Genomic DNA, 18,569 nt, shown 5'->3' with positions numbered 1-18,569 from the left:
ATGGTAGAACACTCGCCCCGTGCCCTGCGTTCCCCGGGCCCCATGCTCGAATTCCTGCGTGGCCGTGACGTTCTCGTCGCCGGCTGGGGCGTCTCCGGACGCTCCCTGATCGAACCGCTGCGCGATATCGGCGCGCACCCCGTCGTCACCGACGGCGGCGCCAAAGCCCTGGCCGAGGCCGCCGAACTCGGGCTCGAGATCGCCACCACCGTGGAGCTCGAGCACGCCGATCTCACCCGGTTCGCCCTCGTCATCACCAGCCCCGGCTGGCGGCCCGATTCGCCGGTGCTCGTCTCGGCGGTCACCGAGGGCATCCCGGTCTGGGGTGACGTCGAATTCGCCTGGTGGGTCGATCAGGCCCGCATCTACGGCCCGGTCCGCAAGTGGCTGGTGGTCACCGGAACCAACGGCAAGACCACGACCACCCAGATGACGCACTCGATCCTGCGCGCCGCGGGCATCGCCAGCGTGGCCTGCGGCAATATCGGCCTGCCCATCCTCGACGCCCTGCGCCGCAATCCCGGACCACAGGTGCTCGCGGTCGAGTTGTCGTCGTTCCAGCTGCACTGGGCGCCGTCGGTGCGGCCCGAGGCCGGTGTGGTGCTCAATGTCGCCGAGGACCACCTCGACTGGCACGGCGGGCTCGACGCCTACGCCGCCGCGAAGGCGCGTGCCCTCACCGGCCGCATCGGCGTGGTCGGCCTCGACGACCCGGTCGCCGGTGCGCTGGCGCGCAAGTCCAAGGCGCGGCGCACGGTCGGGTTCCGCGTGGGCGTGCCCGCCGACGGCGAACTCGGCGTGGTCGACGGCAAACTCCTCGACCGCGCCTTCACCAAGGCCGCGATCCTCGCCGAGACCTCCGACATCAGCCCGCAGGGGCCCGCGGGCATCGCCGACGCGCTCGCCGCCTCGGCGCTGACCAGGGCCATCGACGTGGCACCCCAGTTCGTGAAAGAGGGCCTGGCCGAACACAAGGTCGGCCCGCACCGCACCGCGTTCGTGCGGGAACTGGGCGGCGTCGACTTCATCGACGACTCCAAGGCGACCAACCCGCACGCCGCGCGCGCATCGATCCTCGCGCACCCGCACGTGGTGTGGGTCGCGGGCGGCCTGCTCAAGGGCGCGACCATCGACGACCTCATCGAGGAGGTCGCCGACCGGCTCGTGGGCGCGGTCCTGTTCGGGGCCGACGCGCCGGTGATCGCCGCCGCATTGGCGCGACACGCGCCCGAAGTCCCGGTCATCGCACTGGACGCGGGAGACGATGCAGACATGGAGTCGTCGAGATCGCAGCGTGCCGAAGCGGTGATGGGCCGCGCCGTGCGCGCCGCGGCGGGCATGGCGCGGGCGGGAGACACCGTGCTGCTGGCACCCGCGGCCGCGTCCCTCGACATGTACGACGACTACACCCACCGCGGACGCTGCTTCGTCGACGCGGTCACGGCACTGGAAGACGGTGACATCGGGCGGGCGCTATGACATCGACGGGCCAGACCACCCGGACCGGGGGGCGCCGGAAACGGATCGCCCCGCAGCCGGGATGGGCGGGGGAGCGTTTCGGCGCATGGCTGGCCCGTCCGCTCGCCTCGTTCCACCTCGTGGTCACCATCGCGACCCTGCTGACGGTGCTCGGCCTGGTGATGGTGCTCTCGGCGTCGAGCGTCGAGGCCTATGCCGGTGGTGGATCGGCGTATTCGCTGTTCATCCAGCAGGCCATGTTCGCCGGGCTGGGCGCCGTCGCGTTCTACATCGCGTTGCGGTTGCCGCTGCGGGTTCTGCGGCAGTGGTCGTTCCCGGCGTTCAGCATCTCGGTGATCGCGCTGGTGCTCGTGCTCATTCCGGGCATCGGCGCGGTGCACGGTGGCGCGCGGCGCTGGTTCGACATCGGACCCATCTCGATCCAGCCGTCCGAGGTCGTGAAGGTGACCCTGGTGGTGTGGGGCGCGCACCTGCTCGCGTCGCGGCGCGGGGCACACCTCAAGGACATCCTGGTGCCGTTGGTGCCCGCCGGCCTGCTGGTGTGTCTGCTCGTGGTGCTCGAGCCGAACCTGTCGACCACGATCGCGCTCGGCATCGTGCTGATGGCGCTGCTGTGGTTCGGTGGGCTGCCGGTGCGGTTGTTCGTCGGGATCATGGTCAGCGGCTTGGTCGTCGCGTCGGTGCTGGCGCTGTCGGCCGGGTACCGGTCCGACCGGGTGCGCGCGTTCTTCAATCCCGGTGACGACCCCCAGGGCGCCAATTATCAAGCACGCCAGGCCAAGTACTCGCTGGCCGACGGCGGCATCCTCGGCCGCGGGCTCGGGCAGAGCCGCGCCAAGTGGAGCTACCTGCCCAACTCGCACAACGACTTCATCTTCGCCATCATCGGCGAGGAACTCGGCTTCCTCGGCTGCATGGCGGTGCTCGCCCTGCTGGCGATGTTCGTCTACACCGGCATCCGCATCGCGCTGCGCTCGGTCGACCCGTTCCTTCGCCTGCTCACCGCCACCGCGACCACCTGGATCACCGCGCAGGCCCTGATCAATATCGGCTACGTCGTCGGCCTGCTGCCGGTGACCGGTCTGCAGCTGCCGCTGGTGTCGGCCGGTGGTTCGTCGCTGGCGATCACGCTGTTCATGTTCGGCATCATCGCCAGCGCGGCCAGGCACGAGCCCGAGGCGGTCTCGGCGCTCAAAGCGGGCCAGGACGGCAGGCTCAGCAGGCTGTTGCGGCTGCCCGTGCCCGAGGTGTACACCCCGGCGCCGCGCAAGCCCGCGCCGCGCGCGAGAACCGAACGCCCACGTCAGGCCCCACGCCGCCAACCCGATGCTCCGCGCAGACGACGCGCGCCGGAAAGCCGCGGCACCAGTTCGCTACGGTCGACCAGAGCATGGGAACCGACCTATCCGATGCCACACGCTAGAGAACGAGGTAGATCCAAGTGAGTAGCCCGCGATCCGGGTTGTCGGTGATCGTCGCAGGCGGGGGAACCGCAGGCCACATCGAACCCGCGCTGGCGGTGGCCGACGCCTTGCGCAGACTCGACGATTCGATCCGGGTGACAGCACTCGGCACCGAGCGCGGACTCGAGACGAAACTGGTGCCCGACCGTGGGTACCCGCTCGAGCTGATCCCGCCGGTCCCGTTGCCCCGCAAGCCGTCGGCCGACCTGCTTCGCCTGCCCGGACGGGTGTTCTCCTCGGTGCGCGCCACCCGCGCGGTGATCGACCGGGTGGAGGCCGATGTCGTCATCGGCTTCGGCGGCTACGTCGCCCTGCCCGCCTACCTCGCCGCGCGCGGTATCGGCAGGCAGCGCCGGATTCCGGTCGTCGTGCACGAGGCCAACGCCAAGGCGGGCATCGCCAACAAGGTCGGCGCCAAGCTGGCCACGAAAGTGCTTGCCGCCGTACCCGACTCCGGGCTGGCCGGCGCCGAGGTCGTCGGCATTCCGGTGCGCGCCGCCATCACCGAACTCGACCGGTCCGCGCTGCGCGCGCAGGCCCGCGAGCACTTCGGTCTGCCCGCCGATGGCCCGGTTCTGCTGGTGTTCGGCGGCTCACAGGGCGCGCGCAGCCTCAACGAGGCGATCTCCGGCGCCGCACCGCAATTGGCAGCCGCCGGGATCTCGGTGCTGCACGCGCACGGCCCCAAGAACAGCGTCGAGGTGAGTACCGCCGACGCGCCCGCACCGTACGTGGCGGTGCCGTACCTGTCGCGGATGGATCTGGCCTACGCCGCCGCCGACGCGGTGGTCTGCCGCTCCGGCGCCATGACCGTCGCCGAGGTGTCGGCGGTCGGGCTGCCCGCGTTCTACGTGCCCCTGCCGCACGGCAACGGCGAGCAGGAGTTCAACGCGCGCCCCGTGGTGACCAAGGGGGGTGGCAGAATTGTCCCCGACGCCGAGCTGACCCCGAAATTCGTGATGGACGAGGTGATTCCGCTGCTGCTCGACCCCGCCCGACTCGCCGAGATGAGCCGCGCCGCCGCAGGCGCCGGTCACCGCGACGCCGCCGACACCGTGGCACGCATCGTCGCCGGGCTCGCCCGATGAGCGGTCAGCGGCCGGAGGCGGAAGCCGAGCGTGACCAGCCGGGCCGCCCGAGCACGGGCACCGCGGTGAACGCCGCGGGCGAGCCCGTGGGTTCGGCGTTGCCCGCCGAACTCGCGCGGGTGCACATGGTCGGAATCGGCGGTGCGGGCATGTCCGGTATCGCGCGAATCCTGTTGGCGCGTGGCGGTGCGGTGTCGGGATCCGATGCCAGGGAGAGCCGTGGGGTGCTGTCGCTGCGGGCCCGCGGCGCGCAGGTGCGCATCGGGCACGACGCCGACGCGCTCGACCTGCTGCCCGGCGGCCCGACCGTCGTCGTCACCACCTACGCCGCCATCCCGAAGACCAACCCCGAACTGGTCGAAGCCAATCGGCGCAGCATTCCCGTGCTGATGCGTCCCACCGTGCTCGCCGCCCTGATGCGCGGGCACAAGACCCTGCTCGTCTCGGGCACCCACGGCAAGACCTCGACCACCTCGATGCTGATCGTGTCGCTGCAGCACTGCGGCGCCGACCCCTCGTTCGCGGTCGGTGGCGAACTCAACGAGGCGGGCACCAACGCCCACCACGGCAGCGGTGACATCTTCGTCGCCGAGGCCGACGAATCCGACGGTTCGCTGCTGCAATACGACCCCGACGTCGCCGTGGTCACCAATATCGAATCCGACCACCTCGACTACTTCGGCACCGACGAGGCCTACATCCAGGTCTTCGACGACTTCGCCGACCGGCTCGCCCCCGGCGGGCTGTTGGTGGTCTGCCTCGACGATCCCGGCTCGCTCGCCCTGGCCGAACGGGTCGCGCCCCGGCTCACCGAACGCGGTGTGCAGGTGCTCGGCTACGGCTCCGGCGACCTGACGAACGCGCCCGTGCCCGTCGGTGCCCGGCTGCTCGACTGGCAGCCGCGCGATGTCGGCGGCATCGTCGAATTCCAGCTCGGCGGCGAGACGACGCCGCGCACGGTCCGCCTGTCGGTGCCCGGCAGGCACATGGCCCTCAATGCCCTCGCCGCGCTGCTCGCGGCCCGGGCGACCGGTGCCGACATAGACGAGATCGTGCAGGGCCTGGAGGGTTTCGGTGGCGTGCACCGCCGGTTCCAGTTCACCGGTCGCGAGAACGGCGTGCGTGTCTTCGACGACTACGCCCACCATCCCACCGAGGTACGGGCCGTGCTCGAGGCCGCCGCGCAGCTCGTCGCACAGGAGGCGCGCGACGGAGCGCGCCTCGAACGCGGCCGGGTGATCGTGGTCTTCCAGCCGCATCTCTACAGCCGCACCGCCACTTTCGCGGCCGAGTTCGGCACCGCGCTGAGCCTGGCCGACGAGGTGGTCGTGCTCGATGTCTACGGCGCGCGTGAGGAACCGCTGCCCGGCGTGAACGGTGCGCTGGTGGCCCAGTCGGTGACCAAACCCGTGCACTACCAGCCCGATATGTCGAAGGTCGGCCGTCAGGTCGCGGCGCTCGCGCAGCCCGGTGATGTCGTGATCACCATGGGCGCCGGCGATGTCACCATGCTCGGCAACCAGATCCTCGACGGCTTGCGGGCCCGCCCGCAGCAGGGCGGCCGGTGAGATTGCCGATGCCCGCCGCGCGCGGGTGGCACGGCTACCGGCTCTGGACGGCGGTCGGGCTGGTCGTCGTCACCGTGCTCGCGGTGCTCGCGTGGTTCACCCCGGCATTGTCGGTACGGACCGTGCGGATCGACGGCCTGACGGCCGTGCCCGAGGAACAGGTGCGCGAGCGGCTCGAAATCCCGGACGGGCGTTCGATGTTGCGCATCGACACCACCGAGATCGCCCGCCGCGTGGCGGCGATTCCCACGGTGCGCTCGGTCCGGGTGCAGCGGAAGTTTCCGTCGACGGTGCTGGTGACGGTCGTGGAGCGAACTCCGGTGGTGTACATCGACGCTCCCGACGGCGCCCACCTGATCGACGCCGAGAGTGTGGAATTCGCGATCGAACCGGCACCGCCGATCGGTGTGCCGAAATTGGTCACCGAGGGCTCGATGCCGGGACCGGATGCGGCCCGCGCCGCCGTCGCCGTGCTGGTCACGTTGCCGCCCGCGTTGTCGGTGCAGGTGGGTGAGGTTGTCGCACGGTCGGTTTCGGATGTCTCGCTCAACCTGCGCGACGGAAGAAAGGTAGTGTGGGGCGGCACGGGCGACGGGGAGCGCAAAGCTGCCGTCGTAATGCCGCTGCTCACCCGGGAAGGCACCGTGTTCGACGTTTCGAGTCCGAATCTGGTCACGGTAAAGTGAGCGAAACTTCGGCGCGCCTGCGCCGGGATCGCGGTGGCTGCGAATAGCGTTCCGCAGCAGTCGGATACTTGACATAACGCCAACCCTATGGTTGAGGTTGAGGGTTTTAGATCGAAGGAAGGCGAGAGCCCATGACGCCCCCGCACAACTACCTTGCCGTGATCAAGGTCGTCGGTATCGGCGGCGGCGGCGTGAACGCCGTCAACCGGATGATCGAACAGGGACTCAAGGGAGTCGAGTTCATCGCGGTCAATACCGACGCACAGGCCCTGCTGATGAGCGACGCCGATGTGAAGCTCGATGTCGGCCGTGAACTCACCCGAGGACTTGGCGCCGGTGCCGATCCGGAAGTCGGTCGCAAAGCGGCCGAAGACCACAAGGACGAGATCGAAGAGGTGCTCAAGGGCGCCGACATGGTCTTCGTCACCGCGGGCGAAGGCGGTGGTACCGGAACCGGTGGCGCCCCTGTCGTCGCCAGCATCGCCCGCAAGCTGGGCGCGCTGACTATAGGTGTCGTGACCCGGCCGTTCTCCTTCGAGGGAAAACGGCGTGGGAACCAGGCCGAAGTGGGCATCAACCTGCTTCGCGAGTCGTGCGACACCCTCATCGTCATTCCGAACGACCGGCTGCTGCAGCTGGGCGACGCGGCGGTGAGTCTGATGGATGCCTTCCGGTCGGCAGACGAAGTGCTGCTCAACGGTGTTCAGGGTATTACCGACCTGATCACCACCCCCGGCCTGATCAACGTCGACTTCGCCGACGTGAAGAGCGTGATGTCGGGGGCCGGTTCGGCCCTCATGGGCATCGGTTCGGCGCGCGGTGAGGGCCGATCGGTGAAAGCTGCCGAGACGGCGATCAATTCGCCACTGCTCGAGGCATCGATGGACGGTGCGCACGGCGTGCTGCTCTCGATCGCGGGTGGTTCCGATCTCGGTCTGTTCGAGATCAACGAGGCCGCCTCGCTGGTGCAGGAGGCCGCCCACATCGAGGCCAACATCATCTTCGGTACGGTCATCGACGATTCGCTCGGCGACGAAGTGCGCGTCACCGTGATCGCCGCCGGTTTCGACGGCGGCGGCCCCTCGCGGCGCGCGGTCGAGAACACCATGCAGACCGGCCGGTCCTCGTCCAACCCGATCGGCTCCGGTCGTGCGGGCGAGGTCGGGCAGAGCCGAAGCACGGAGGCACCGGCCCGGCCCACCGAGCCCGCCACCGCGGGCATGTCGAGCGGACGGGCGGCGGCGCCCAACTACCGCGACACCGAGCGGTATCGGGAGTCGGAGCGGCAGCGGGTCACCGAGCAGGCGCTCAACCGCGTCAACAACCCCGAACCGCGCGACGACGGCGACGATGACGACGACATCGAGGTGCCGATCTTCATGCGCCGCTAGGCACGGACCACAGCGCCCGAACTCCCCGGTGAGTTCGGGCGCTTTCGCGTCTCCGGCTCAGCTCCGGGGCCGCCGCGGCCAGCGGCCGGGTTGACCGATGTCACCCCGCACGCGCACCGATCGACCCGCCGACCGCACTACCCTCGAACCATGACTTCCGCACCCCCCACCGTGACCGTTCGCCGGGTGACCACCACCCGCGCCGGTGGCTTCTCCGTCGCCCCGTACGACTCGTTCAACCTGGGCGATCACGTCGGTGACGATCCGGAGGCCGTGCGCCGCAACAGGATCCGCCTGGCCGAGGGCATCGGGCTCACCCCGGACCGGCTGGTGTGGATGGAGCAGGTACACGGCCGCAATGTCGAGATCGTCGACGGGCCGCGCGCCGAACCGGTCCCGGTGACCGACGCACTCGTCACCACGGTGCCCGGCCTCGCCCTGGTCGTCCTCACCGCCGACTGCGTGCCGATCCTGCTGTCCGACGACGAGGCAGGCGTGATCGCGGCAGTGCACGCGGGCCGCATCGGCGCCCGAATCGGCATCGTGCCGCGGGTACTCGAGGCGATGGTCTCGGTCGGCGCCCGGGTGGAGCGCATCGGCGCCTTCCTCGGGCCCGCCGCATCGGGTCGTCAGTACGAGGTGCCCGCCGCTATGCGCGCCGACGTGGAGGCCCACCTGCCCGGCAGCGCAACCACCACGGTCCGCAAGACACCGGGCCTGGATCTGCGCGCGGGCATCAGCAGGCAGCTCACCGAGGCGGGCGTCGGCGGCATCGCCCTCGACCCGCGCTGCACCATCGAGGACAAAACCCTGTTCAGCCACCGCCGCGGCGCCCCGACCGGCCGCATCGCCGGTGTGATCTGGATGGACCCGACCGCATGAGCCCACAGCACACCACCCGGCGAGGGGAGGCCGCATGACCCAGGAGACCTCGACCGGCACCGATCGCGCGAGCGAACTCTCGACCCGCCTGGACGGGCTGTTCACGCGGCTCGACGCCGCCGTGGCCGCCGCGGGCCGCCCGGCGGGCTCCGTCCGACTGCTGCCGGTGACCAAATTCTTCCCGGCCGCCGATGTCGACATCCTCTATCGCCTCGGCAGGCGCGAGTTCGGCGAGTCGCGTGAGCAGGAGGCCTCGGCCAAGGTCGCCGAACTGGCCTACGACGACGTCGAGTGGCACATGATCGGCCGCTTGCAGCGCAACAAGGCACGCGCCGTGGCCCGATGGGCACACACCGTGCACTCGGTGGACAGCGAACGGCTGGCAAACGCGCTGGACCGGGCGGTGACCGACGCACAGGCAGCCGGCGAGCGTACCGCGCCCCTGCGTGTGCTGCTGCAGGTGAGCCTGGACGCCGACCCCGGACGCGGGGGTGTCGAACCGGCCGATCTGCCCGCCCTGGCCGACCTGGTAGCGAAGGCCCCCGGACTGCATCTGGCCGGTCTGATGGCGATTCCACCCCTTGACGCCGACATTCATGCGTCCTTTGCGAAGCTTGCGACTTTGCACACTTCGCTGCTCGCGCAACACGCCGATGCCACCGAACTTTCTGCAGGTATGTCGGGTGATTTGGAGATCGCGGTCGAACACGGTTCGACGTGTGTGCGTGTCGGTACCGCCTTGATGGGCGGCCGACCGATAACCTCGGCGTAGCAAAGAAACCTCATCAGTCACATTCGACACATACGATTGGCCGACGAGGCGCTGAGCAAGAACTTCAACACCCGGCCGCCACCGGGGCCGAAGGAAGGTCGTCCAGGATGAGCACGCTGCACAAGTTCAAGGCGTACTTCGGCATGGTTCCGCTCGATGAGTACGAAGACGACTACGTCGACGATCACGCCTCGCGCGGCCCCGAGGAGCGCGCCGGCCGTACTCGCCCGCGCAGCTACGACCGCTACGCCGAAGATCGTTACGGCTCCGAACGTTTCGGCGACGAAGCCGACGACTTCCCCCAGCCTGCCTACAAGCCGGCTTATCAGGCGCGTCGCGACGACTACGTCGACGACGCCTACGCCGAGGATCGCTACGATCCGCCGCGGCGCCCGACCAGGATCGAGACGGCGCCCTCGTCGGGCCGTGCGTTCCGGGCGGGCGGGGTCGCGCCGGGGATGCGCGGCTCGACCCGTGGCGCGCTCGCGGTCGATCCCGACGCCGAGGAGCGCAGGTTGGAGGAGCGCTTGCGCCCCGAGCCCGCGCCCGTGCGGCGGCCCGGGATCTTCGAGGACGGAGGTCCCTTGTCCAAGATCACCACGCTGCGTCCGCGCGATTACAGCGAGGCCAGGATCATCGGTGAGCGTTTCCGCGAGGGAAACCCGGTCATCATGGACCTGGTCGACCTGAGCAACGCCGATGCCAAGCGGCTGGTCGATTTCGCGGCCGGGCTGGCGTTCGCGCTGCGTGGCTCGTTCGACAAGGTGGCCACGAAGGTGTTCCTGCTCTCACCGGCCGATGTCGACGTATCGGCCGAAGAGCGTCGTCGGATCGCCGAAAACGGCTTCTACAACCAGAAATAGTGACAATTCACGAACTGCCATGATGGCCGCCCGCGCACTGCGCGGCGCGGCCATTTTGCACGTCGCCGATTTTGCGGCAGAGTGAACCCGTGGCCCTGTTCGCGGTTCTGTACCTCGTGCTTTTCATCTTCTGGCTGTTGTTGATCAGCCGGGTGATCGTGGAGTTCATCCGCAGTTTCGCGCGTGACTGGCGCCCGAGGGGCGTGGTGGTGATCGTGTTGGAGTTCATCTTCACCGTCACCGATCCGCCGGTGAAACTGTTGAGACGCTTGATACCTCCCGTGAATCTGGGCGGTATTCGGCTCGATCTGTCGATTATGGTTCTGCTCTTCGTCGTGTTCATCCTGATGTCCATCGTGGGTAGGCTCGGGCAGCCCGTGACCTCCGTGTGACACAATGAGTCGAGAAGACCGCTTGCTAGTTCTCCAAAGACCGCGTGAAGGGATCCTTCGATGCCGCTGACTCCCGCCGATGTGCACAACGTCGCGTTCAGCAAACCGCCGATCGGTAAGCGCGGCTACAACGAGGACGAGGTCGATGCCTTCCTGGATCTCGTCGAGCAGGAGCTTTCGCGCCTGATCGAGGAGAACGCCGACCTGCGTCAGCGGGTCGCCGAGCTCGACACCGAGCTAGCCGACGCCAAGAAGAATCGCGGGGCGGCCCAGGTCGCCGCCGTGAAGGCCCCGGTCCAACAGGCACCGCCGCCCGCACCCGAACCTATTCCGGCGCCGGTCCCGGCGGCGCCGCCCGCGCCGATGCCGGTGGCAGCGCCCGTCCGCGACAACTCGGGCCCCGACGCCAACATGCAGGCCGCGAAGGTCCTCACCCTGGCGCAGGAGATGGCCGACCGCCTCACCACCGACGCCAAGACCGAGGCCGAGAGCCTGCTGTCGAACGCGCGGGCAAACTCCGAGCGTCTGGTGGGCGACGCCCGCACCCGCTCCGAGGCGATGATCGCCGACGCGCGGCAGAAGTCCGACGCGATGCTCGCCGACGCGCAGAACCGTTCCGAGACCCAGATCCGCCAGGCCAAGGACAAGGCCGAGGCCCTCACCGCCGACGCCGAGCGTCAGCACGCGGAGATCATGGCGACCATCACCCAGCAGCGCACGGTGCTGGAAAGCCGGATCGAGCAGCTCAAGACCTTCGAGCGCGAGTACCGCGTGCGCCTGAAGTCCTACCTGGAGTCGCAGCTCGAGGAACTGGAGAACCGTGGCTCGGCCGTTCCGGTCGACGGCGGCGAGTTCGCGGGCGACACCAACGGATCGTCCAACAGTTTGGCTCCGGCCTCCTCCTTCGCCAAGGGCGCCAAGTAAACTGGAACCCGGGTCGCGCGGCGCAGCGCGTCGCGTGATTCGGGAACGCCCAGTTCGTCGGGCTGCTCGGTTGCTTGGGAGTCAGCATGCTCGTCTTGACGCTCGTTCTGGCCGCGATCGGATTCGCACTGCTCGTGGCGGCACTCGCCACCGGCTCGGTGGCGTGGGCGTGGGGCTGCATCCTGATCTGCGTCATCGGCGCCGGCACCCTCCTGGTGAGCGCGCTCGCCGGTGGGCGACCCGAGAACGACCCGGTTCCGCCGGGGCGGCATGCTCGCAAGGACTGACCGGGCGGAAATGGGCTGGACGAGCCCGGTTAGAATCGATTCACACACGGCGTTGATCCGGCCATCACCGGGGAGTCTTCGGAAGAACGGCGCACGCGCGCTCAGTAGAACCGAACGGGTGAGCCCGTCACAGCTCGCAACGAGAGGCTCGCGTGCTTTCCCGGCGCGGGCAAACGGGGTGGTACCGCGGTTTCGGCGCACCTGCGCCGGCATCGTCCCCGTGCCACGGATCCGCGCCGGCGGCGCGGCGGCACGAGGAGCATTCCGCAATGGCGGACGAGACAACCACCGGTGGCGCGTACCCCCGGGTCGATTTCGGTGCCGGTTCCGGCGCGACGTTCCCGGAACTCGAAACCACGGTGCTCGACTACTGGGCGCGCGACGACACCTTCCGCGCCAGCATCGACAACCGTGACGGCAACAGTGAGTTCGTCTTCTACGACGGGCCCCCCTTCGCCAACGGCCTGCCGCACTACGGCCACCTGCTCACCGGTTACGTCAAGGACCTGATCCCGCGCTTCCAGACGATGCGCGGCAAGAAGGTCGACCGGCGCTTCGGCTGGGACACCCACGGCCTGCCCGCCGAGATCGAGGCCGAGAAGCAGCTCGGCATCACCGACAAGTCGCAGATCGACGCGATGGGGCTGGCCGAGTTCAACGCCGCCTGCAAGTCCTCGGTGCTGCGCTACACCAACGAGTGGCGCGAGTACGTCACCCGCCAGGCGCGTTGGGTCGACTTCGACAACGACTACAAGACCCTCGATCTCGACTTCATGGAGTCGGTGATGTGGGCGTTCAAGTCCCTCTACGACAAGGGGCTGATCTACCAGGGCTTCCGGGTGCTGCCCTACAGCTGGTACGAGCAGACGCCGCTGTCGAACCAGGAGACCCGCCTCGACGACGCGTACAAGATGCGCCAGGACCCGGCGGTCACCGTCGACATGGTGCTGTCGGTCCCCGCCGAGCACCCCCTGACCGCGCTCGACGGCGCCAACGCACTGATCTGGACGACCACCCCCTGGACCCTGCCGTCCAACCTCGCGATCGCGGTGCACCCCGACGTGCGCTACGTCCACCTCCAGGCCGCCGACGGCAAGCGCTATCTGCTTGCCGCCGAACGGGTTTCGCACTACGCCCGCGAATTCGGCGAGGAACCGGCCGTGCTCGGCGAGTACGACGGCGCCGCCCTGGCGGGGCTGTCCTACCAGCCGCCGTTCGACTTCTTCCTCGGACATCCGAACGCACACCGGGTACTCACCGCCGACTACGTCACCACCGACTCCGGCACCGGAATCGTCCACCTCGCACCGGCTTTCGGTGAGGAGGACATGGACGTGGCCTCGGCCAACGGCATCGAGATCGTGCAGCCGCTCGACCCGGCCGGCAAGTTCACCTCGATGGTGCCGCCGTACGAGGGCCTGATGGTCTTCGACGCCAACCCGGTCATCATCAAGGACCTCAAGGCCGCCGGAAAACTGCTGCGGCACGAGACGATCGAGCACTCCTACCCGCACAGCTGGCGTTCGGGTCAACCGCTGATCTACATGGCGGTGCCGTCCTGGTTCGTCGCGGTGACCAAGTTCCGCGACCGGATGGTCGAGCTGAACAAGCACATCACCTGGGTGCCCGAACACATCCGCGACGGACAGTTCGGCAAGTGGCTCGAGGGCGCGCGCGACTGGAACATCAGCCGTAATCGCTACTGGGGCAGCCCGATCCCGGTGTGGGTGTCCGACGACCCGGCCCACCCGCGCGTGGACGTCTACGGTTCGCTCGCCGAACTCGAGCGCGACTTCGGCGTGCGCCTGGAAGACCTGCACCGTCCCGGCATCGACGACCTCACCCGGCCCAACCCCGACGACCCGACCGGGAAGTCGACCATGCGCCGGGTCCCCGAGGTGCTCGACTGCTGGTTCGAGTCGGGTTCGATGCCCTTCGCCCAGGTGCACTACCCGTTCGAGAACAAGGAGTGGTTCGACAGCCACTTCCCCGGCGACTTCATCGTCGAGTACAACGGGCAGACCCGCGGCTGGTTCTACACCCTGCACGTGCTCTCGACCGCGCTGTTCGACTCGCCGTCGTTCAAAACCGTTGCCGCGCACGGCATCGTGCTCGGCGACGACGGCCTGAAGATGTCGAAGTCCAAGGGCAACTACCCCGACGTCAACGAGGTCTTCGACCGCGACGGTTCCGACGCGATGCGCTGGTTCCTGATGAGCTCGCCGATCCTGCGCGGCGGCAACCTCATCGTCACCGAGCGCGGCATCCGCGAAGGTGTCAGCCACGCGCTGCGCCCGCTGTGGAACGCGTGGACCTTCCTGCAGCTCTACGCCTCCAAGCCCGGTGTGTGGCGCACGGATTCGCCGAACGTGCTCGACCGCTACATCCTGGCCAAGCTCGCGGTGACCCGCGACGTGATGACGGAGGCGCTCGAGACCTACGACATCGCCGGTGCCTGCGACGAACTGCGCTCGTTCGCCGACGCGCTCACCAATTGGTATGTGCGCCGGTCGCGTTCGCGCTTCTGGTCCGAGGACCGCGACGCCGTGGACACCCTGCACACCGTGCTCGAGGTGGCCACCCGGCTGGCCGCGCCGCTGTTGCCGCTGATCAGCGAGGTGATCTGGCGTGGGCTCACCGGCGAACGCTCGGTGCACCTGGCCGACTGGCCCGCCGAGTCCGAATTGCCGCACGATTCGGAGCTGGTCGCGGCCATGGATGAGGTGCGCACCGTGTGTTCCACGGTGCTGAGCCTGCGCAAGGCCAAGAACCTGCGGGTGCGGTTGCCGCTGGCCGAGGTGACCATCGCGGCGGCCGACGCCGAACGGCTCGCCCCGTTCACCGCGCTGATCGCCGACGAGGTCAACGTCAAGAAGGTCGACCTGACCACCGATGTCGCCGCGCACGGCCGTTTCGAGCTGGCGGTCAACGCCCGCGCGGCCGGTCCGCGCCTGGGCAAGCAGGTGCAGACGGTGATCAAGGCCGTGAAGGCGGGGGAGTGGTCGGAATCGGCTGACGGTGTCGTCACCGCCGCCGGGATCACGCTGCTGCCCGAGGAATACACCCAGCGCCTGGTCGCCGCCGAACCCGAATCCACGGCCGCCCTGCCCGGCAATGCCGGTCTGGTTGTGCTGAATTCGGTGGTCACCGAGGAGCTGGAAGCCGAGGGCTGGGCCCGCGACCTCATCCGCGACCTGCAGGAGACCCGCAAGTCGCAGGGCCTGGACGTCTCGGACCGGATCACCGTTGTGCTCGACGTGCCGGCCGACCGGGCCGAGTGGGCCGAAACCCACCGCGATCTGATCGCAGGCGAAATCCTCGCGACCACACTGACATTCGGTGCGGTCGACGCGGACGCCCCGGAAATCACCGGTGGTGTGAAGGTGGCCCTCAGCAAGGCCTGAGTCGCTCGTCCGGGGTCGGCCTCGCCCGGCCCCGGACATATTTTCCGGCCGAAAATCGCAGGCTGACGGGGCAGTTCGCGGGAAGGTTGCTGAAATGGCGACTTTCTCGGGCCACTTCGGGCACAATGGGTCGAGTTGCTGCACATGCGCATGGAACACGCTGAGGTGACAGCGACGGTTCGTGATGAGTGTCCTGTGGAAACGGGGCCGCGACGGAAGTGAGCGCACCTCCGTCGCGGCGCCGGATCGACCGGCGGCGTGCCGCGATCGTGAGATGCCGCCCGGTAACCGACCAGTCGGCGACCCGTCGCCGGGACGAGGGGAGTCCACCTGTGCGGCGAAAAGTTCTGCGGCGCCTGCTGTTCGGATTCGTGGCGACGATCGCGACGAACCTCGTTCTCGCGGACAAACGGTGTTGACCGCTCGCCTGCGCCGCGCGGGAGCGGCGCAGGCGAACCGCTAGTCCACCAGCTGACGCAGCAGCGGCCCGTACTCGGGATGGGCCAGCGCCGAGGCGAATTGGGCGACCAGGTAGTCGGCCGGGTTACCGGTGTCGTACCAGCGGCCCTGGATCACCTGCCCGTACACCGCGTGTTCGGCGGCATACTTGTTGATCGCGTCGGTCAGGTACACCTCGCCGGTGCGGTGGGTGTACCAGTTGTCGGTCTGCAGCTGCAGTTCGTCGATGATGCCCGGCGTCACCACGTACCCGCCGATGGCCGCGTACGCCGACGGCGCGTCCTCCGGCTTCGGCTTCTCCATCAGCCCGGAGATGCGCAGCAACCCGTCGTCGAGGTCCTCACGCACCACCGGCACGCCGTAGCGCTGCGACTCGCCCGGTTCCATCGGCATCAGGGCGAGCACCGGGCAGCCGGTGGACTCGTAGGCCTTGATGAGCTGCTGGGCGCGCGGTACCTCGGCGACGAACACGTCGTCGGGCCAGAGCACAAGCATCGGTTCGTCGCCCAGATGGCGGGCGGCATTCAGCACCGGGGTGCCGTTGCCGTACGGGCCGTGCTGGTCGAGGTAGGTGATGTGGCCCTCGCGCGATAGCTCACCCACCTCCTCCACCGCGTCGGCGTAGGCGGACTTGCCGTCGGCACGCAATTGGGCGACCAGCGCCGGGTTCGGCCGGAAATGGTCCTGGATCAGCGACTTGCCACTGGTCACCACGATGGTGATGTCGGTGATACCGGAGGCGACCAGCTCGCGCACCGTGTGCTCGATGACGGGTTTGTCGCCGACCGGCAGCATCTCCTTCGGCGTCGCCTTGGTCAGGGGCAGCAGCCGGGAGCCGATTCCCGCGGCCGGGATAACAGCCTTACGGATCTTCATCACCCGATCATCACACATTTCGAGGTGTCTGTGCGGTGCCTCGGTGGCGGCCGGGTGTCGAGGATCTGTCGGTGGGGCCGCGTACATTGCGCTCGTGAGTACCCACGTCCCGGTCGCGGCCAGGCCCGATGCTGCGGTCACCGCACGTCGGTGGGTGCTGCACATCGATATGGACGCCTTCTTCGCCTCGGCCGAACAGCTCACCCGGCCGACCCTGCGCGGTAGGCCGGTGCTCGTGGGTGGGGTGGGTCAGCGCGGGGTGGTGGCAGGCGCGAGCTATGAGGCGCGGGTGTTCGGTGCGCGGTCGGCCATGCCCATGCATCAGGCGCGGCGGCTGGTCGGTGTCTCGGCGGTGGTCGTGCCGCCGCGCGGGGCCGTGTATTCGGTGCTGAGCGGACGGGTGTTCGACGCGCTGCGCAGCCGGGTGCCGGTGCTCGAGACGTTGTCGTTCGACGAGGCGTTCGCCGAACCGGCCGAGCTCGCCGGGGCGAGCGTGGCCCAGGTAGAGGAGTACTGCGCGATGCTGCGCGCGCTGGTCCGTGCGCGGACGGGTCTGACCGCCTCCATCGGGGCGGGCACCGGGAAACAGCTGGCCAAGATCGGCTCCGGACTGGCGAAACCCGATGGGATGCGGGTGATTTCGCCGGCCGAGCAGGGCGCGTTGCTGGCCGGGTTGCCGGTGCGCAAACTGTGGGGCATCGGTCCGGTCGCCGAATCGCGATTACGCAGCCTCGGTATCGAGACCGTCGGCGCGTTCGCCGCGCTGCCGGAAGTCGAGGCCGCCTCCATCCTCGGCGGCAGTGTCGGTGCCGCGCTGCACCGGCTGGCGCGCGGAATCGACGACCGGCCGGTCAGCGAGCGTGCCGAGGCCAAACAGATCAGCGCCGAGAACACCTACGAACGCGACATCGTCACTCTCGCCGACCTGCGCACCGCGATCACCGCCATGGCCGCCTCCGCGCACCGCAGACTCGACCGCGACGGTCGCGCCGCCCGCACCGTCGTCCTCAAACTCAAGAAATCCGACATGAGCATCGTGACCCGCTCGTTCACGCTGCCGTATGCCACCACTGAACTGGGCACGCTGGCCGCGGCCGCGCAACGCTCGGCCATCGACCCCACCGAACTCGGGCCGATCCGGCTGGTCGGGGTCGGTTACGGCGGGCTCACCATGGTTCGCCAGGAATCGCTGTTCCCCGAACTCGACCAGGCGCTGCCCGCCGATATCGACACCGATTCCGTCGAGGCGCCCGAGCCGGTGGCCGAGCAACCGGAAATGCCGGTGGGGCAATGGTTTCAGGGTATGGACGTGCGGCATCCGGAGTTCGGGCACGGGTGGGTGCAGGGGGCGGGCTACGGCGTGGTGACAGTGCGCTTCGAGACCAGTTCGACAGGCCCCGGCCCGGCGCGTACCTTTCCTGCCGACGAATCGGGACTGTCGCCCGCCGACCCGCTCGCCAGTCTCGACTGAGCGGCCACGCCCGGCAACCCGCCCCTCGAACCGAAGGACGAGCAGTTGACCCACCGCAGGATCGGCCGTGTCGCGATCGCAGGTTTGGCCGTGATCACCGCACTCGGGCTGAGCGCGTGCACCGAAGACAAGCCCGCCGCCAAGACCACCACCAGTGCCAAGGCGACCACGACGACCGCCACCGACGACGCGCTGCCACCGGTGCCGTCGGTGGAGGAGCTCAACGCTCAGCTCAACACCGCGCTGGACCCCTCGGTGCCCAACGAGCAGAAGCTGGACTTCGTGCAGGGCGGCGAGGCAGACCCCGAACTGCCGAACCGCCTGGCCGTCGCCGCGCGCGACGCCGGTGTCCAGGTGCAGGTCACCGAGGTGACGTCGTTCGGTGACAGCGTGAACGCCAAGGCGAACTTCACGGTCAACGGGCAGACGAATGTGGTGGACGTGCCCTTCGTCGCCGACGCCGGTAAGTGGAAGGTGCAGAAGGCGTGGGCCTGCACCATGCTGACGAATCTGGGTCAGCAGTCGGCCGCGTGCGTCTGACATTCCGCTGTGCCGACGGCTCCA

General features: G+C 68.8%; 16 protein-coding genes. 15 read left to right on the top strand and 1 reads right to left on the bottom strand.

The window, feature by feature from the left end; all coding sequences use genetic code 11:
* The first annotated feature begins 42 nt into the window (after positions 1-42).
* The 13 genes from murD (at position 43) to ileS (ending at position 15,199) form a co-directional block, all read left to right on the top strand.
* Positions 43-1,479, top strand: a complete 1,437-nt coding sequence (gene murD, locus NCO8_RS25490) for a UDP-N-acetylmuramoyl-L-alanine--D-glutamate ligase (protein ID WP_067642884.1) — start codon at positions 43-45, stop codon at positions 1,477-1,479.
* A complete protein-coding gene (gene ftsW, locus NCO8_RS25485; protein WP_245655495.1) occupies positions 1,476-2,924 on the top strand; it encodes a putative lipid II flippase FtsW in 1,449 nt (482 codons plus the stop codon). Before murD ends, ftsW begins: the two co-directional genes overlap by 4 nt.
* On the top strand, positions 2,921-4,030 hold the full coding sequence (gene murG, locus NCO8_RS25480; RefSeq protein ID WP_067642880.1) for an undecaprenyldiphospho-muramoylpentapeptide beta-N-acetylglucosaminyltransferase: 1,110 nt from the start codon (positions 2,921-2,923) through the stop codon (positions 4,028-4,030). The genes ftsW and murG overlap by 4 nt, the downstream gene beginning before the upstream one ends.
* 125 nt (positions 4,031-4,155) lie before the next feature.
* On the top strand, positions 4,156-5,598 hold the full coding sequence (gene murC / locus NCO8_RS25475) for a UDP-N-acetylmuramate--L-alanine ligase (RefSeq protein WP_067643267.1): 1,443 nt from the start codon (positions 4,156-4,158) through the stop codon (positions 5,596-5,598).
* Between the two features lie 8 nt (positions 5,599-5,606).
* Positions 5,607-6,284 (top strand): cell division protein FtsQ/DivIB, encoded by a 678-nt coding sequence (locus NCO8_RS25470; protein ID WP_067643264.1) that lies wholly within the window; start codon positions 5,607-5,609, stop codon positions 6,282-6,284.
* A gap of 131 nt (positions 6,285-6,415) precedes the next feature.
* On the top strand, positions 6,416-7,675 hold the full coding sequence (gene ftsZ, locus NCO8_RS25465) for a cell division protein FtsZ (RefSeq protein ID WP_067497477.1): 1,260 nt from the start codon (positions 6,416-6,418) through the stop codon (positions 7,673-7,675).
* 150 nt (positions 7,676-7,825) lie between these two features.
* Positions 7,826-8,557, top strand: a complete 732-nt coding sequence (pgeF, locus tag NCO8_RS25460; protein ID WP_067642878.1) for a peptidoglycan editing factor PgeF — start codon at positions 7,826-7,828, stop codon at positions 8,555-8,557.
* Between the two features lie 34 nt (positions 8,558-8,591).
* Positions 8,592-9,329: a YggS family pyridoxal phosphate-dependent enzyme gene (locus NCO8_RS25455; protein ID WP_067642875.1), complete on the top strand. Its 738-nt coding sequence runs from the start codon at positions 8,592-8,594 to the stop codon at positions 9,327-9,329.
* A gap of 107 nt (positions 9,330-9,436) precedes the next feature.
* A complete protein-coding gene (locus tag NCO8_RS25450) occupies positions 9,437-10,192 on the top strand; it encodes a cell division protein SepF (RefSeq protein ID WP_067642872.1) in 756 nt (251 codons plus the stop codon).
* 89 nt (positions 10,193-10,281) lie between these two features.
* Entirely contained in the window at positions 10,282-10,584 is a 303-nt protein-coding gene (locus tag NCO8_RS25445) for a YggT family protein (protein WP_067642869.1), read from the top strand.
* A gap of 60 nt (positions 10,585-10,644) precedes the next feature.
* Complete coding sequence (wag31, locus tag NCO8_RS25440) at positions 10,645-11,508, top strand: DivIVA-like cell division protein Wag31 (protein WP_067642866.1); 864 nt, start codon at positions 10,645-10,647, stop codon at positions 11,506-11,508.
* An 86-nt stretch (positions 11,509-11,594) separates the two neighbouring features.
* Complete coding sequence (locus NCO8_RS25435) at positions 11,595-11,795, top strand: hypothetical protein (protein ID WP_067497495.1); 201 nt, start codon at positions 11,595-11,597, stop codon at positions 11,793-11,795.
* 269 nt (positions 11,796-12,064) lie between these two features.
* On the top strand, positions 12,065-15,199 hold the full coding sequence (gene ileS / locus NCO8_RS25430) for an isoleucine--tRNA ligase (protein ID WP_067642863.1): 3,135 nt from the start codon (positions 12,065-12,067) through the stop codon (positions 15,197-15,199).
* Positions 15,200-15,658: 459 nt separating this feature from the next.
* Here the strand turns inward: ileS and NCO8_RS25425 are convergent, their stop codons facing one another.
* Entirely contained in the window at positions 15,659-16,534 is an 876-nt protein-coding gene (locus NCO8_RS25425; RefSeq protein ID WP_067497501.1) for a UTP--glucose-1-phosphate uridylyltransferase, read from the bottom strand.
* A 169-nt stretch (positions 16,535-16,703) separates the two neighbouring features.
* On the opposite strand from NCO8_RS25425, the gene NCO8_RS25420 reads away from it, so the two are divergent.
* Both NCO8_RS25420 and NCO8_RS25415 read left to right on the top strand, forming a co-directional pair.
* Positions 16,704-18,005: a DNA polymerase IV gene (locus NCO8_RS25420; RefSeq protein ID WP_067642860.1), complete on the top strand. Its 1,302-nt coding sequence runs from the start codon at positions 16,704-16,706 to the stop codon at positions 18,003-18,005.
* A gap of 45 nt (positions 18,006-18,050) precedes the next feature.
* Entirely contained in the window at positions 18,051-18,545 is a 495-nt protein-coding gene (locus NCO8_RS25415) for a WKL family lipoprotein (protein ID WP_067642857.1), read from the top strand.
* Positions 18,546-18,569: the final 24 nt, after the last annotated feature.

Source organism: Nocardia coubleae NBRC 108252, from assembly GCF_001612805.1.
GTDB classification, from domain to species: Bacteria; Actinomycetota; Actinomycetes; order Mycobacteriales; family Mycobacteriaceae; genus Nocardia; species Nocardia coubleae.
The sequence above is the reverse complement of the archived record's forward strand: the minus strand, read 5'-3'. Positions and strand labels throughout refer to the sequence as shown.

Bases quoted from the DNA above. Each gene is read 5' to 3' on its own strand.
- murD (WP_067642884.1), top strand. From the start codon at position 43: ATGCTCGAATTCCTGCGTGGCCGTGACGTTCTCGTCGCCGGCTGGGGC.
- ftsW (WP_245655495.1), top strand. From the start codon at position 1,476: ATGACATCGACGGGCCAGACCACCCGGACCGGGGGGCGCCGGAAACGG.
- murC (WP_067643267.1), top strand. From the start codon at position 4,156: ATGGTCGGAATCGGCGGTGCGGGCATGTCCGGTATCGCGCGAATCCTG.
- NCO8_RS25470 (WP_067643264.1), top strand. From the start codon at position 5,607: ATGCCCGCCGCGCGCGGGTGGCACGGCTACCGGCTCTGGACGGCGGTC.
- ftsZ (WP_067497477.1), top strand. From the start codon at position 6,416: ATGACGCCCCCGCACAACTACCTTGCCGTGATCAAGGTCGTCGGTATC.
- pgeF (WP_067642878.1), top strand. From the start codon at position 7,826: ATGACTTCCGCACCCCCCACCGTGACCGTTCGCCGGGTGACCACCACC.
- NCO8_RS25455 (WP_067642875.1), top strand. From the start codon at position 8,592: ATGACCCAGGAGACCTCGACCGGCACCGATCGCGCGAGCGAACTCTCG.
- NCO8_RS25450 (WP_067642872.1), top strand. From the start codon at position 9,437: ATGAGCACGCTGCACAAGTTCAAGGCGTACTTCGGCATGGTTCCGCTC.
- wag31 (WP_067642866.1), top strand. From the start codon at position 10,645: ATGCCGCTGACTCCCGCCGATGTGCACAACGTCGCGTTCAGCAAACCG.
- NCO8_RS25435 (WP_067497495.1), top strand. From the start codon at position 11,595: ATGCTCGTCTTGACGCTCGTTCTGGCCGCGATCGGATTCGCACTGCTC.
- ileS (WP_067642863.1), top strand. From the start codon at position 12,065: ATGGCGGACGAGACAACCACCGGTGGCGCGTACCCCCGGGTCGATTTC.
- NCO8_RS25425 (WP_067497501.1), bottom strand. From the start codon at position 16,534: ATGAAGATCCGTAAGGCTGTTATCCCGGCCGCGGGAATCGGCTCCCGG.
- NCO8_RS25420 (WP_067642860.1), top strand. From the start codon at position 16,704: ATGGACGCCTTCTTCGCCTCGGCCGAACAGCTCACCCGGCCGACCCTG.